Origin of the sequence: Cognatundibacterium luofuense (assembly GCF_018139685.1) — a bacterium.
Taxonomy (GTDB): Bacteria; Pseudomonadota; Gammaproteobacteria; order Burkholderiales; family Burkholderiaceae_D; genus Undibacterium; species Undibacterium luofuense.
In genome coordinates, this window is sequence record NZ_JAGSPN010000019.1 from 14,321 (window position 1) to 29,684 (window position 15,364).

Genomic DNA, 15,364 nt, shown 5'->3' on the forward strand with positions numbered 1-15,364 from the left:
CAGAAAAATATCTTAATGCAAATCGTCCGCAAACGGCAAAGACATCATCAGTCTTTACCACCTGCTTCACCACGCGCATGACGCACATGGGTTTCCAGCCAGCGATCCTGCTCCCACAGCATATGCAGTATCGATTCCCGGGCACGGTAACTGTGACTCTCTGCCGGAAGCATGACCAGTTTTGACACGCCACCCAGTCCCTGAATTGCCTGGAACAGGCGTTCACTCTGCATCGGGAATGTGCCGCTGTTGTTATCCTGCTCACCATGAATCAGCAGAATCGGATCTTTGATCTGTTCAGCATAGTAAAAAGGCGACATTTCCATGTAGGTTTTTTTTGCCGCCCAGAAATTACGGCTCTCAGACTGGAAACCAAACGGCGTTAATGTCCGGTTGTAAGCACCGGAGCGCGCAATACCGGCGCGGAACAAGCGTGTGTGTGCCAGCAGATTCGCCACCATAAATGCACCATAGCTGTGGCCGCCGATCGCAATCCGGTTTTTATCTGCGACGCCGAGACGTACCACCTCATCGACAATCGCTTCCGCATTCATTTTTAACTGTTCGATGTAGCTGTCGTTCGGTTCGCGTCGCCCCTCCCCGATAATCGGCATGCCCGGCCCGTCGACCACCACGTAGCCGCGCGCCAGCATGACTTGCGGGCCGTTATACGAAATCCGATTAAAACGATACGGTGAACCGGTGACCTGACTGGCCGCTTCTGCAGATTTAAATTCGCGCGGATAAGCCCAGATCAGTACCGGACGTGGTCCGTCCCGTTTCGGGTCGTAGCCGGGCGGCAGGTACAGCGTCGCGTTCAGATCCACACCATCTTCACGTTCATACCGCAGTTGTTGTTTGCGCACACCACGGAATTGCGGCATAGGATGCGGAAAACTGGTCAGTGCGCGCGGTGCGTCAGCCGCCGCCAGATCACGCACCATAAAATTAGGACGCTCTTCTGCAGCCTCGCGGCTGGTAATAATCTGCGTTCCCTTATCGTTGAGCAGACCCACCACTTCTTCGTAATACGGTGCCTGTGAGCGGAACATGCGGACCGCCTGTTTTGTACTCAGATCGAAACGATCGAGGAAAGGCCGGTCACCTTCGGGACTGGCTCCGTTACCGCTCAGAAAAATCGCTTTGCCGTCAGGCGTGGTGCGCAATACCTGACGCCCCGATTCGTTGGTTGCCATCACCGGTGTACCGGGATTGGCGTACTGATCTTCGGTTTTACGGGCAAACAGTAATTCCGGCTTGCTGTCCGGCTGTCCGGGGCGGATACGCCAGGTACGTGTATCGCGTGTCTTTTGCCAGTTTTCCGTCACCAGCGCCAGCTGATCACTACTCCATTGCACGCCGGAAAAACGCCAGCCCAGCTCCATCAGTTTCTGCGGCGCGTGGTCCAGCGGCATTGCCTGCTGCATCAGTACGTCATGCACTTTGGCCGGTGCATCCGGATCGCCGCCAGCCTGCGCTTCCAGCCAGTACAGACTGGCCGGCTTATCGGCGCGCCATGCAAAATCACGCGGGCCTGCCTGTACCGCATCCTGTCCGGTTGGCATCCGTTCACGCAATGGCCGGTCAGCCAGCGTGCGGATCTTTTGCCCGTTATCATCCCAGACCTCGACCAGTTGTCCGAAACGCTCCCACGGTAACTGAGTGGAATACGGACGGCGCAATTGTGTGGTCAGTATCCAGTTGCCATCCGGCGACGCACTGGCACGGGCCAGTTTCATCACAGGGCCGGTGCGCTTCACCTCACCGTTTATACTGATGATCGCCAGCTGGGTTTGTAAAAACCAGTCGAATACATCGGCGTCATTGCCATTGCGCAGCATGTCGGGATAGGTGCGGTTTTGTGACGTTTTACCGCCGCGCGCTTCCAGCGTATTCGGCCCGGCCGGAATCAGCGGACTGGCAGGCATGGCACGCAGGTTACGCGGTACAAGGCGTACCAGCAGACTGTCTGAGCCGTGCATCCACTGAAAACCACTGCCCATCACTGCATTCAGCCTGTCTTTCAGCAAGCGGCGGGCGCTGCCCTGACGCACATCGGCAAGCCATAATTCGACGCCGCTGTCTGCCCACAGCGTGAACGCAATCCAGCGCTCATCCGGTGACCACTGCGTATCTGCGATACGGGTACGGGCAGGCAAACCTTTGACGTCTCTGATTTTTCCGGTTTGCACATCCAGCAATTGCAAATGATTGCCGAAATCAAACATGCTGGCTGCGTGCATACGCGGATTGATCCTGACACCGGCCAGCCGCAGTTCCGGCTGCGCCACTTCCTGTATGCCCGGCAAACCCGGCAAATGAATTAACAATGCGTTATGCCGTTGCGGCCCCAGCCGGAACAAAGGGCCGCGCGGTGCATCCACGACAGCCTGCAATTCCGGAGGTGGCAGGTGGTAACCGGCATCCGGTACAGCCGCATTACGGGCAGTCTGTCCTGCATTGACCGCCAGCGCAGGTACGCTGGCGGTGATCAGCAGAACGGAAATCAGGGAACTACGGATGAAATGATTTAGCTGAAACATATCGGTTCTGTTTGACACAAAAAAACGCCCGTCGTGTCCGGACGGGCGCTTTTGCTGAAGTCCAGGGGGTTACCGGCCCCCTGCCGCTGAATCAGACCATCAGGGTTTCACGGGCGCAAACCCGTCAGCGGAGATATCGAGCTCAGTAACACTGCCATAGTTTGCTGCGACAGCGCGGATTTGTTCCGCCTTGCCGATCAGCAGCATCTGCAGTTTATCGCGTGGAAAATGTTTGTCTACCAATTGTTTGGCTTTTTCCGGTGTCAGGCTGTCAACATCGCGCATAAAGTGATCAATTTGTTCACGTCCGAAGCCACTGACATACATATCGCCGAGCAATTCCGCCAGTTGGCGATTGGTTTCGAAGCGCGGCGGGAACTGACCTTTCACATAAGCTTTGGCCGATTCCAGCGCTGCCGCATCTATCCCTTTATCCCACAGACGCTGATAAGTTTTGACAGCAAGCGCCAGTGCCGCTTCGGTTTTCGCCGTTGCGGTAAAACTGGACACGGCAAAACTACCGCCTTTGGCCAGTGGGGCAAATGAAGAATTAGCACCGTAGGTTAAGCCTGAGTTGACCCGCAATTCATCATTCAGCCATGAAGTGAAACGCCCGCCGAGGATGGTGTTAATGACTTGCAGAGGAATGTAGTCAGGATCATTACGGGCTATGCCTTTACCGCCGAATACGAAGGTGGTTTCCACTGCATCCGCTTTGTTCACCAGCCAGACTCGTGCCTGATCAGGCTGGATTTGCCCTACCGGTGCGGCCGCTGGCATTGTGCCGGCTGCTTTCCAGCTACCGAACAGCTTTTCCAGTTCTTTGCGCATTACTGCAGGTTTGAAGTCACCGACCACGACCAGTGCTGCGTTGTCAGGGCGATACCAGGTCTGGTAAAAACCGGCGATATCTTTCTGTTCCAGTGCAGCAATACTTTGTACGGTTCCGGAAACCGGGTTGGCATACGCACCGTTGCCGAACAACATGGCACGGTAATATGCCTGCACCACGTTGCGCGGACTTTCCTTCATCTGACGCAACTCAGTCTGGGTACGGGAACGAAGTTTGGCAAATTCATCTTTGTCCCAGACCGGTGCCTGTAACACATCGGCCATCACCGGCAGCAATGCGGGCACATCATCAGTTGCGAAATCTGCCTGCAGCACGGTTGCATCCGCGCTGGTTGCTGCCGTCAGGCGAGCACCGCGAAAATCGAAGCGCTGATCAATCTCTTTTTTACTGAACTGGCGCGAGCCCAGCAGCAAGGCATCACCGGTCAGATTGGCAATCCCGGCTTGCTGACCGTCCGCAACCGCACCGGCACGCACCACAGCGCGCACGGCGACCAGCGGTACATCGTGCCTTTCCATCATGTAGACCGTCAGGCCATTTGATAATTTTGCGGTTTCATAGGCTGGCAAACGGAAGTCCGCAGCCTGTACCTGCATACTCATCACTGCACCTGCGCACAGCAAACTCAGTTGTTTTACAGATTTGAATGTCAGTTTCATCTTTATTCCTCCACTGCAGCCAGTACGCCAACGGTGCGCTGAGACTGGCGGAACAATTTCGCCGCAACGCGCTGAATATCGGCCGGTGTGACTTTTTTCATGTCAGCCGGTGCTTCAAACAGTTTCCGGTAATCACCGAAAAAGACTTCGTAATCGCCGAGTAATGCGGCTTTACCGTTAATGGTTTCCTGCTGACGATACAAATCAATCAGACGCTGATTTTTCACTTTTTGCAGTTCATCCGCTGTCACGCCTTCTTTCACGACTTTATCCAGCGCTGCCAGTAAAGCCGCTTCCAGCTGAGCCGGTTTTACCGCAATGGCACCGACGGCATACACACCGAACAGGGTAGGATCAAAAGAACGACCGTAATCCGCACCTGTAGCAGTTGCCAGACCTTTATCGACCAGCGCCTGATACAAACGCGAGGTTTTGCCATCGGCAAGAATGGATTTCAGCATCTGCAGTGCGTAGTAATCTTCATTGTTGCTGCGCGGCGCTTTGAAACCGATCAGCAGATTCGGCGTGGTCGCGGAAGCTTTCTGCACGAAAACGCGACGCTCTCCTTTTTGTTCCGGCTCAATTGTGCGCACCACCGGTGGTAAACCACGCTGCGGCAGACTGCCGAACACTGTTTCAATTTGTTTGCGGATATCTGCCGTTTTGAAATCCCCGACCACGACTGCGACGGCATTGTTCGGTGAGTAATAGGTACGGAAATACTGCTCTAAATCCTGCTGGGTCCAGGCTTTGATATCGGACTCATGGCCGATAGTCGGAATGTTATACGGATGCGCGGTAAATGCCGCTGCATAGACCGCCTCAAACAAAGGACGGAAGTTCGAGTTTTCCAGACCGGTGCTGCGTTCAGACAGTACGACCCCGCGCTCACTTTCAACCATTTTCGGATCAATCGATAAATGGCCGATCCGGTCACTTTCCAGATCAAAAATCACAGGTAAGGCAGAGGCAGGAAACCAGTCAGTGTAAACGGTCACATCTTTGTTGGTGTAAGCGTTATTCGCGCCGCCAGCTGCTTCCATGGTACGGTCGAACTGTTTTGGTCCGAATTTTTTCGAACCATTGAACATCATGTGTTCAAAAAAATGCGACAGTCCGGTAATGCCGGGCACTTCGTTACGCGAACCGACTTTCCAGTAGGTGTACATATTCGCATTCGGAATCGTATGGCTTTCCACCAGAATGAATTTCATGCCATTCGGCAGACTCAGTTGTGTCACTTCAGCTGCTTGCATAGCACTGGCACCGACGCTCAGTCCGGCCAGCAGCGCTGCTGCCAGCGTTTTTAATTTCCATGTCATAGAGATCTCCGTCGCAAAAACGTGGTTTGTACTTGTAGGATGTGCTGTAGCGAAAGGATTTTCTCAGGGCCACAATGATGCGTAACTGGTCTGCACCAGCCACCGCAATCCTGTTACCTTTCCCTGCACATCCGTGCATTACGGCTTGCGTAGACCATGCAGCACAAACATCAGTTCCCCGCTGGCTTAAAGCTTTTTTACGATCGTTGTATTCAGAGCGTGCCGGATGTTGCTGAAAATCAGCTTTTGTTCGCCAACTACCTATGGCACGGGTAATATGGGTACATTCTGTTGTTATAACGCCGATTAATGCACAGTAACGGTGCTTCCGGTGTTTGAACTGGTATTGGACTCTGAATGATGGCAACAACTCTGCGAACACGTTTTCAACGATACGGCCTGCGCGGCAAGATGCTGGCAGCTGTGCTGGCAATGGTAATTCTGGGCTTTTCAATCACGATTTTCGTACTGAGCATGCAGGCTGCACGTATGCAGTCCGCCACCTCAGATCAGTACGCAACTGAACTGGCACGCAATAACGCAAGCCAGATCAGTGAAAAACTGAATCAGGCGCTGTATGCCGGCCGTCATTTGGCCGCAGAATTGCTGGGTCTTAAACAGCGCCAGATGGCGAGCCGTGAAGTGGCTGACCAGTTAATACGCAGCGTACTCGAAGCACACCCGGAATTTACCGGCATCGGCACTGTGTGGGAAGCAAATGCTTTCGACGGCAAAGACAGTGAATATGCGGGCAAACCCGGACACGATGCCAGCGGACGCTATATTCCTTACTGGAACCGTGGTAACGGCACGGTGCAGGTGGAAGCACTGACCGACTATGAAAAAGAAGGTGCCGGCGACTACTATCTGGTGCCAAAGAAGACGGGTCAGGAATTCCTGATGGAACCTTACTTCTACAAAATTGCCGGTAAAGACGTGTTTATGACTACGATTGCGATTCCGGTCAAAGATCAGGGCAAGGTCATCGGCGCAGTCACTGTCGACTTGCCGGTTGCCAGTTTTCAGGACAGTGTCAGCAAAATCCGCCCTTATGAAACCGGCTATGCAACACTGAGCTCGCATCTGGGTGTGATTATCGGTACCGCCGACAGCTCGCTGGTCGGTAAGAAACTCAGCGAGCAATCCGGTAATCAGGCATTGTCGGATGCCATCCTGCAGGGCAAAGATTACGATGATGATGTGTACGACAGCCAGCTTGATACTACACTTTCTCGCATTTATGTGCCGGTAAAAGTTGGTAACACCACCACACCATGGTCATTCGGCATCAGCGTACCGGAAGATAAAATTCTGACCGGGGTCAGTCAGCTGCGCCGCCTTTCTCTGCTGATAGGACTGATCAGCGTTGCGGTGGTATCTGCCATGCTGCTGGCGGTGATTAACCGTCTGGTACTGCGCCCGCTGGGTGGCGAGCCGGAAGTTGCTGCAGCAATCGCGCATCAGGTTGCACAGGGAGACCTGACGACGGTGGTAAAACTGCGCTCCGGTGACAGTCACAGCCTGATGGCGGCACTGGCCAGCATGCAGCAGCAATTGCGGCAAATGGTCGCGGAAATCCGTGACAGTAGTGAATTTGTCTCGGACGCTTCCGGCGAAATTGCCAAAGGTAATCTGGATTTATCTCAGCGCACTGAAAATCAGGCGGCTTCGCTGGCAGAGACCGCCGCCAGCGTCGAACGCATGCATGACACGGTGCGTACGAATGCGGAACATGCAGAGAAAGCACGTGAGCTCAGCGTATCTGCTGCCGGCACTGCCCGTCAGGGTGGTCAGGAAGTACAGAAAGTGGTGCAGAGCATGGATGCGATCACGACTGAATCGCGCCGGATGGCAGATATCATCACAACGATTGAAGGCATTGCTTTCCAGACCAATATTCTGGCGCTGAATGCTGCAGTGGAAGCTGCACGGGCCGGAGAACAGGGGCGCGGGTTTGCTGTTGTGGCCAGCGAGGTGCGCAATCTGGCGCAGCGCAGTGCACAGGCTTCCAAAGAAATTAAGGCGCTGATTGACGCGTCGGTACAGAAAGTCAGCCTCGGCAGCGATGCCGTGCATCAGGCCGGCAACACCATGCACGAACTGCTGAGTACGGTCGAAAATCTGAGTGGCATCATGCAGGAAATTTCCAGTGCTTCACTGGTCCAGCGTGAAGGAATTGCCCGTATTAATCAGGAAATCGGGGCGATGGATCAGGCTACTCAGCAGAATGCTGCACTGGTGGAAGAGTCAGCCGCCGCTGCCGATTCTCTCAAAGATGAAGCCCACAAGTTGTGGCAGGCACTGAGTGTATTTAAGACCTGATTCATATCAGTACGCACCGGCTTTGTGCGAAATCTGCACAAAGCCGGTTTTCAGACAAGGAATGCGGCACAGTTGCAACACTCTGCCATTACCAAACTTCATTCTGAATGCAGCCGCCGAATTCCCGCTATCCGGGTGCTTCTTAAAGAGTAAGTACAAACAATCTTCGAAATCTGCCCACCTCCATTCCTTCGTGACCAGCACTCTGGCATACATTTTGCTGCGTTGCAGCATATCTCTTTCTGTCAGTTTTTTCTGTCGTGGTAATCTACGCCGCGAATTGCACCAATTCACATCATTTTGATATCAGCACTGAAAATATATTTTGCTGGTAAAAGTTGTCCAACAATTATCAAAAACGGAGAGCGGTTTGAATAATATTCAAAACACGGGGGCAAACACCATTCTCGGCCATCCCGAGAGCTTGTTTGTGCTGTTCTTCACAGAAATGTGGGAACGTTTTTCTTATTACGGTATGCGCGCGCTGCTGGTTCTGTTTCTGGTCACGGAAGCAGCCAAAGGCGGCTGGGGCTGGACCCGCGCTGATGCAACCAGCCTGTACGGTTCCTACACCATGCTGGTGTATTTCACCCCGATTCTCGGTGGCTACATCGCTGATAAATTCCTGGGCAGCCGCCGTTCAGTCGTGCTGGGTGGCTTTATCATCGCCGCCGGTCACGCTTCGTTGTTATTTGAAACTCAGCCTATGTTTTACCTGGGTCTGGGGCTGGTGATTCTCGGTACTGGTTTGTTCAAACCGAATATTTCCGCGATTGTCGGTCAGTTGTATAACAAAGAAAACGAACACCTGCGCGACTCCGGCTATACCCTGTTCTACATGGGCGTGAACTCCGGTGCGTTCTTCGGCATTCTGCTGTGCGGCTACATCGGTGAAAAAATTTCCTGGTCGTATGGCTTCGGTCTGGCTGGCTTGTTCATGATGCTGGGTGCAATCCAGTTCTATCTGGGTCAGGGTATTTTCGGTGACATCGGTCTCAGCAAAGCACAAAAAGCTGCTGCGGCAGTAGAAGTGGCTGTTGAAGAGCCACCACGCCATATCGTGATGGACCGTATCAAAGCCATCGGCGTATTCTCTTTCTTCACGATTTTCTTCTGGTTTGCATTTGAACAAGCCGGTGGTTCGATGACGATTTTCGCAGCAGACTACACCGACCGCACTCTGGTTGGCAGCGTTGGCACCACCTTTAAAATCGTCAACAGCCTGATGACGCTGATCCCGACAGTTATTCTGAGCGCCCTGTTGCTGAAGTTATTCTTCAACACAGCGAAGCGTTACCTGATGTCGAATATCCTGCTGGTGATTTGTATCGGTGTGATCTGGGCGCTGGTAATCTGGATGATCAAACGTGAATTTGATCTGTCCCAGTCTGAAGTACCAGCCACCTGGTTCGGCGTGCTGAATTCCTTCTTCCTGGTGATTCTGGCGCCGATGTTCTCCAAAATGTGGGACAAATACTGGGATCCTAGCGGTCCTGTGAAGTTCGGTACCGGTCTGATTCTGCTGGGCCTGGGCTTTGCAGCACTGGCTTACGGCTCTTCGTCGATTCCTGCTGGTGCGAAAACCGCATCGGTCAGCATGATTTTCCTGATCCTGGCTTATTTCTTCCACACCATGGGCGAGCTGTGCCTGTCGCCGGTTGGTCTGTCTTACATCAGTAAGCTGGCACCACCACGCTTGCTGGGTCTGATGTTTGGTCTGTGGTTCCTGAATACAGCGGTTGCGAATAAGCTGGCCGGCCTGACAGGTAGCTATATCGATGAAATTTCTAAAACCTACTCGATGTCGACATTCTTCCTGATCTTCACAATCATTCCGATTACTGCCGGTCTGATTCTGATGATGCTGAATAAATGGATGGCGAAAAAGATGCACGGCATTCATTAATGTTGCCATGCTCAACAAAAAAGCCGCGCTGTGCAAACAGCGCGGCTTTTTTACTGGTGAAAACAAGCATCAGCAGATGCTTGTTTCAGGCTGAATTACGGACGCTCAATAGCCAGCGCAACGCCCATACCGCCACCGATACACAGACTTGCCAGACCTTTCTTGGCATCGCGACGTATCATTTCATGGATCAGGGTCACCAGAATACGGCAGCCGGACGCACCAATAGGATGGCCGATTGCAATCGCACCACCATTCACGTTGATTTTGGAAGTATCCCAGCCCATTTCTTTGTTCACACCGATCGCCTGCGCAGCAAACGCTTCATTGATTTCCATCAGATCCACTTCTTCGTGCGTCCAGCCGGCTTTTTGCAGGCAGCGCTTGACTGCAGGAACAGGGCCCATACCCATAATAGTCGGATCGATACCGGCAGATGCATAAGCCTTGATACGTGCCAGTACCGGCAAACCCAGTTCCTGTGCTTTTTGCGCCGACATCATGATCACGGCTGCAGCACCGTCATTGATACCGGAAGCATTACCAGCGGTGACTGTGCCAGCCTTGTCAAATGCCGGACGCAGTGTGTTCAGCGCATCGATTGTGACACCCGGCTTAATGAATTCGTCAGTATCAAATACGATCGTGCCTTTTTTGCTGGCAATTTCTACCGGAATGATTTCATCTTTGAATTTACCGGCTACCTGAGCAGCTTCGGCTTTATTTTGCGAAGCAACGGCAAAAGCATCCTGCTCTTCACGGGTTACACCATATTTTTTCGCGACGTTTTCAGCAGTAATACCCATGTGGTACTGATTGTATGCATCCCACAAACCGTCAACGATCATGGTATCGACCAGTTTGGCATCACCCATACGGAAACCGTCACGCGAACCCTGCAGCACGTGCGGCGACGCACTCATATTTTCCTGACCACCTGCAATGATGATGTCCGCATCACCGGCTTTGATCGCTTGCGCGGCCAGATGCGTTGCTTTCAGGCCGCTGCCGCAGACTTTGTTGATCGTCATTGCTGGAACGATGTCCGGCAAACCGGCTTTGATCACCGCCTGACGTGCCGGATTCTGACCAACACCTGCCGTCAGTACCTGACCCAGCAATACTTCGCTGATTTGTTCGCCTTGCAGGCCTGTTTTGGCCAGCAATGCTTTGATTACCGTTGCTCCCAGCTCTGCAGCAGGCACTTTTGCCAGCGATCCACCAAATTTACCCACTGCGGTACGTCCGGCTGCCACAATCACCACGTCTTGCATTTGCATTCTCCTGTGAAAACAAGTTGGCTGAAAATTTCAATTCGACAATTGTACGCTGAAGCAGTATTGCACAGCGTCATGACATCAAAATACGTGTGGAAACAAAAAAAGCCCCCGGGGGAGTCGGGGGCTTTTGAAAACAACGAACACTCAGCTTACTTCTTTTTTGCAGTTGCTTTTTCAGCAGCCTGTGTGAATTGCTGTGTTGCTTTGTTCAGATTGTCTTCCAGTGTTTGCTGCGCTTGTTTCGCTGTTTTGCTCAGTTGTTCGTAACCGGCATTGATATTGCCAACAACAGTTTTCAGTGCAACAACAGCCTGCTCAGAACCAGCTGGCGCGTTTTTTGTTACTTCATCGATCAGACCGATTACTTTGGTATTAGTATCAGCGATGTGTGTTTCAACAGCTTTAGTGAACTCCTGTTGTGTCGCTGTTGCGATACTTGTCAGGTGACGGCTGTAAGCCAGCACTTTTTCAGCAGCAGGCTGTACCTGTGCAGATGTCAGGTTGAAAAACTCTTGCGGATCTTTTGCGTTCAGCAATTGTTTTGCTGCTGCAGTGCTTTCTTCCAGACTGGCTTTGGCTGCGTTCACATTCAGTGTCATCAGTTGTTCCAGACCTTCGAATGCTTTTTTGTTCAGTGCTGCTACTGAAGCGAACTGAGCTTCCAGATTAGCTTTGGTTGCAGCGATAAATTGTTCTGGGGTAGTAGTCATGGTTTTCTCCGTCGGTGAGATTGCAAAAGTAGCAGCGACATCCGTGAAGCCCTTCTTATGACGCACCGCAACAATCCGGATTCTACGCTCCCTTTTTTTTCCAGGTCAAGCACTTTTTGTGCATCGCAACAAAATGATATAAATGTTATTGCTTATGATTTTTGCAAATTCATTTGAAATCATTGACTTATGCCTTATTTCACAAAAATTTCTGCTGAATTATTCAGCAAACAACTGTTGGTTAGATGCTTCAAATTTAAGCAAAAATGCTTTATTTTCCAGCCCGCCGGCATAGCCGGTTAAACGCCCGTCCGATGCAATCACCCGGTGACAAGGCAACAGAATAGAAAACGGATTTCTGCCGTTAGCAGCGCCAACCGCACGCACAGCCTTCGGGTTCGCGAGTTTTTCAGCTAACCCCGCATAGGATAAGGTTTTGCCATAGGGAATTTCTGCCAGTAAACGCCATACCTGCTGCTGAAACACCGTACCGGCACTCAGATCAAGCGGTACAGAAAAGCTGCTGCGCTTGCCTGCAAAATATTCCGTCAGTTGTTCTCTGAGCATGCCAAACACCGGCAGGTCATCAGCACGTTGCATCTTTGCCATCCCCTGAAAGTGCGCATGGCGCTCAAAAAACACCCCTCCCAGAGCGCGCTCCGTAGCCACCAGTGTCAGCACGCCAACGGGGGTGGAAAATTCTGAAAAAAACTTCTGCATGATTGACTCTGCCTTTCACCATTATTCAGCCGAATTGCCACAGCAACATGGCGGCATACGCCCGCCACGGACGCCAGAGCTCCGCTGCTGCCAGCGTTTGAGCTGCACTGCATTTCGGCACGACTGACTCACTGCCATCCTGTTTCTGCAATTGCGCCAGTGCCTTCTGTAAGCCGAGATCCCCTTCGGGGAACGCATCGGTAAATCGTAAAGCCCGCATGGCGATGTAATGAGCTGTCCACGGGCCAATTCCGGGTAACTCGCACAGTCTTGCTGTACAGGATTCCAGCGTATCTCCCGGCTTGCGTATCAACCCGCCGTCACAGGCAAACTGTGCCAGTGCGATCAGTGTTTGCGCACGTTTGCCCGGCATCCCCAGTTCAGCAATATCACTGACCGTTAACCCGCAAATGACTTGCGGTGACGGAAATAAAAACTGCGTTTGATGCTGATCCAGCGGCGTCCCGAAGCGCTGAACCAGTCTGCCGGCAATCGTGGTTGCACCGGCAACGCTGATTTGCTGTCCGAGCACTGCTCTGACCGCCAGCTCAAAATGATCAAAGGCCCCCGGCACCCGCCATCCCGGGTGCGCACTGACCAGTGATGCGATCAGCGGATCGCTCCCCAGATTGTCTGCAATTTGCAGCGGACTGGCTTCCAGATCAAATTGTTCGCGGACACGCGCCATCAGCGGGAACAACACCGGAGTCAGGGTATTTGTCACTTCCAGTATCAGTTGCGATTTTGCAGCGTCATGCGTCACACCAATGCTGCCATGATGCCCGGCCAGACTGACAGTTCTGCGATATACGCTGCTTTCACCGCTGACCGTCACCATTTCCACACCCGGAATCGCCCTGAATGCCAGGTAACGGATGACTGCCTCCCAGTCATAAGGCGGACGATAGGCAAGACGCAACACAATACTTTCCGTGCTGTGCTGTCTTGCCCTGCGCACAGACCCCGGTGTCATCTGATAACGCTCTGCAAATAAAGCATTCAAACGTCGCAAGCTACCGAATCCGGCGGCGAAAGCAATGTCCGTGACCGGCATATCGGTTTCCTGCAACAGTTTCTTTGCAAACAACAAGCGCTGGGTCTGCGCCAGTTCTACAGGTGATACGCCAAACTCCTGCAATAAAACACGACGGATCTGACGTGAAGACAAGCCAGCCTTTGCAGCGTAAGCTTCCAGCGATTGTTGGTTCAAGGCACCTTCCGCGATCTGATGCCAGATCCGGTGCGCCAGATTTTGCTGCAAAGCATAAGGAGCCAGCTCGGGACGGCAACGCAGACAGGGGCGAAAACCGGCATGTTCTGCGGCGGCGGCGCTGTTAAAAAAGCGGCATGAAGAAGCACGCGGCGTTTTGACGCCGCATACCGGACGGCAATAAATGCCGGTAGTCAGTACACCGGTAAAAAAAACGCCGTCGAAACGCCGGTCGCGGGCGCAGAGTGCTTTGTAGTATTGCTGACCGCGCGCCTGCTCAGGATGCACGCCGTTTTCGGGATGCATTGCAGTTTGGCGGGTCTCCGTTTTTTCATTCATCGCATTTACTCAAAGTTCAGCTTGTGAAGTGCAGTCAGATCATCATAACGGCGGAACAGCAACAGGACTCGCCATATTCGGACAAGATGGCAAGTGGCGGGTTCAGGCACAGCAATTGTCATGGTCAGTTCACCAGTCCACGGGTTTTGCAGCTTTCGAGTAGACTGCACAGAACTCTGCATCTTACTGACATCATGACTGAACGAAACCTCCCTGATTTAAAAGCGGTTCTGATTGCCACCGGCCTGATTCTGACCCTGGCAATGGGCATTCGTCACGGCTTTGGCTTCTGGCTGCAACCGTTATCTGCCGCACACGGCTGGACCCGCGAAACCTATTCCTCAGCGATGGCCTGGCAAAATCTGATGTGGGGTGCATTCGGGCCTCTGGCAGGCATCGCGATTGAACGGTTCGGTACGATGAAAGTCGTTATCTTCGGTGCCTGTTGTTATGCCGGCGGATTGCTATGGATGGCCACGGTAAGTCATCCGGTGCTGTTTATCGCCGGCTCAGGCGTATTACTCGGAGCGGCGCTGGCGTGCACGGCTTTTGGCGCGGTCAGCGGCATTATCGGGCGTACTGCCCCGCTGGAAAAGCGTTCCTGGGCTTTCGGCATTTCCTCCGCCGCCAGTTCGTTCGGACAATTCATGATGATGCCTGTGGAACAGTCCCTGATTACGCAGGCAGGCTGGCAAAATGCCTTTTTTCTGCTCGCGGCTGTTGTGATGATGCTCATGGTGCCAATGGCACTGCGCTTGCGTGAAGCACCGCGTGCTGCCAGTACCGGCAACGAGCAAAGCATCAGCGCTGCTATTCGTGAAGCCTTCGGGCACCGTTCATTTTTGCTGCTGACAGCGGGGTATTTTGTCTGCGGCTTTCAGGTTGTATTTATCGGTGTGCATATGCCGTCGTATCTTAAAGATCAGGGCATCACTGATGGCAGTATCGCGGTGACGGCACTGGCGCTGATCGGCTTGTTTAATATTTTCGGGTCGTATTACGCAGGTAAGCTCGGCGGTATCTATAAAAAGCCCTACCTGCTGTCCGGCATATACAGCGCGCGTACTGCAGTCATTGCACTGTTTTTACTGGCTCCGCTGACTTCTTATTCCGTATATTTATTTTCTGCAGCGATGGGCTTACTGTGGCTGTCAACCGTACCGCTGACCAATGGCGTGATTGCCGGTATTTTCGGTGTGCGGTATTTATCAATGCTGTCCGGCTTTGTGTTCTTTTCGCATCAGCTGGGAAGTTTTTCCGGTGTCTGGCTCGGCGGTTATTTATACACCCGTTTTGGTTCATACAATGTGGTGTGGGGAATTACTCTGGCGCTGGGTATTTTCGCCGCCCTGATTAATCTGCCAGTCAGTGAAAAACCCTTATCGCGTATGAATGCTGCGCCGCAAAACTCCTGACAGTTCAATTTTATTGTAACGGTATGCGCCCGCTCCTGTTTCGCTTGCTGCTTGCTTTACTGACGGCTTCATTGCTGATAATGAT

The 15,364-nt window shown here is 52.7% G+C and carries 10 protein-coding genes; 3 read left to right on the plus strand and 7 right to left on the minus strand.

Annotated features, from left to right (window positions below):
* Nucleotides 1–47 precede the first annotated feature (47 nt).
* The 3 genes from KDM89_RS18420 to KDM89_RS18430 form a co-directional block, all read right to left on the minus strand.
* Nucleotides 48–2,543, minus strand: a complete 2,496-nt coding sequence (locus KDM89_RS18420; protein WP_212689396.1) for an alpha/beta hydrolase family protein — start codon at nt 2,541–2,543, stop codon at nt 48–50.
* Nucleotides 2,544–2,642: 99 nt separating this feature from the next.
* Nucleotides 2,643–4,055 carry a M16 family metallopeptidase gene (locus KDM89_RS18425; RefSeq protein WP_230427970.1) on the minus strand — a complete coding sequence of 471 codons (1,413 nt, stop codon included), beginning with the start codon at nt 4,053–4,055 and terminating at the stop codon, nt 2,643–2,645.
* Between the two features lie 2 nt (nt 4,056–4,057).
* The gene (locus KDM89_RS18430) at nt 4,058–5,377 is read right to left on the minus strand and encodes a M16 family metallopeptidase (RefSeq protein ID WP_212689397.1); all 1,320 of its coding nucleotides are present in this window, start codon (nt 5,375–5,377) and stop codon (nt 4,058–4,060) included.
* 357 nt (nt 5,378–5,734) lie between these two features.
* Here KDM89_RS18430 and KDM89_RS18435 point away from each other — a divergent pair, with 357 nt between their 5' ends.
* Together KDM89_RS18435 and KDM89_RS18440 are read left to right on the plus strand one after the other, a co-directional pair.
* The gene (locus KDM89_RS18435) at nt 5,735–7,699 is read left to right on the plus strand and encodes a methyl-accepting chemotaxis protein (RefSeq protein WP_212689398.1); all 1,965 of its coding nucleotides are present in this window, start codon (nt 5,735–5,737) and stop codon (nt 7,697–7,699) included.
* A gap of 370 nt (nt 7,700–8,069) precedes the next feature.
* Complete coding sequence (locus KDM89_RS18440) at nt 8,070–9,605, plus strand: peptide MFS transporter (protein WP_212689399.1); 1,536 nt, start codon at nt 8,070–8,072, stop codon at nt 9,603–9,605.
* A 95-nt stretch (nt 9,606–9,700) separates the two neighbouring features.
* On the opposite strand, the gene KDM89_RS18445 is transcribed toward KDM89_RS18440, so the two are convergent.
* The 4 genes from KDM89_RS18445 to KDM89_RS18460 form a co-directional block, all read right to left on the minus strand.
* Nucleotides 9,701–10,879 carry an acetyl-CoA C-acetyltransferase gene (locus KDM89_RS18445; protein WP_212689434.1) on the minus strand — a complete coding sequence of 393 codons (1,179 nt, stop codon included), beginning with the start codon at nt 10,877–10,879 and terminating at the stop codon, nt 9,701–9,703.
* A gap of 155 nt (nt 10,880–11,034) precedes the next feature.
* The gene (locus KDM89_RS18450) at nt 11,035–11,595 is read right to left on the minus strand and encodes a phasin family protein (RefSeq protein ID WP_212689400.1); all 561 of its coding nucleotides are present in this window, start codon (nt 11,593–11,595) and stop codon (nt 11,035–11,037) included.
* A 219-nt stretch (nt 11,596–11,814) separates the two neighbouring features.
* Nucleotides 11,815–12,315 (minus strand): methylated-DNA--[protein]-cysteine S-methyltransferase, encoded by a 501-nt coding sequence (locus tag KDM89_RS18455; RefSeq protein ID WP_212689401.1) that lies wholly within the window; start codon nt 12,313–12,315, stop codon nt 11,815–11,817.
* 25 nt (nt 12,316–12,340) lie between these two features.
* Nucleotides 12,341–13,864, minus strand: coding sequence for a DNA-3-methyladenine glycosylase 2 family protein (locus KDM89_RS18460; protein ID WP_230427971.1), 1,524 nt, complete (start codon nt 13,862–13,864; stop codon nt 12,341–12,343).
* A 194-nt stretch (nt 13,865–14,058) separates the two neighbouring features.
* On the opposite strand from KDM89_RS18460, the gene KDM89_RS18465 reads away from it, so the two are divergent.
* Nucleotides 14,059–15,279, plus strand: a complete 1,221-nt coding sequence (locus tag KDM89_RS18465; RefSeq protein WP_212689402.1) for an MFS transporter — start codon at nt 14,059–14,061, stop codon at nt 15,277–15,279.
* The last annotated feature ends 85 nt before the right edge of the window (nt 15,280–15,364 follow it).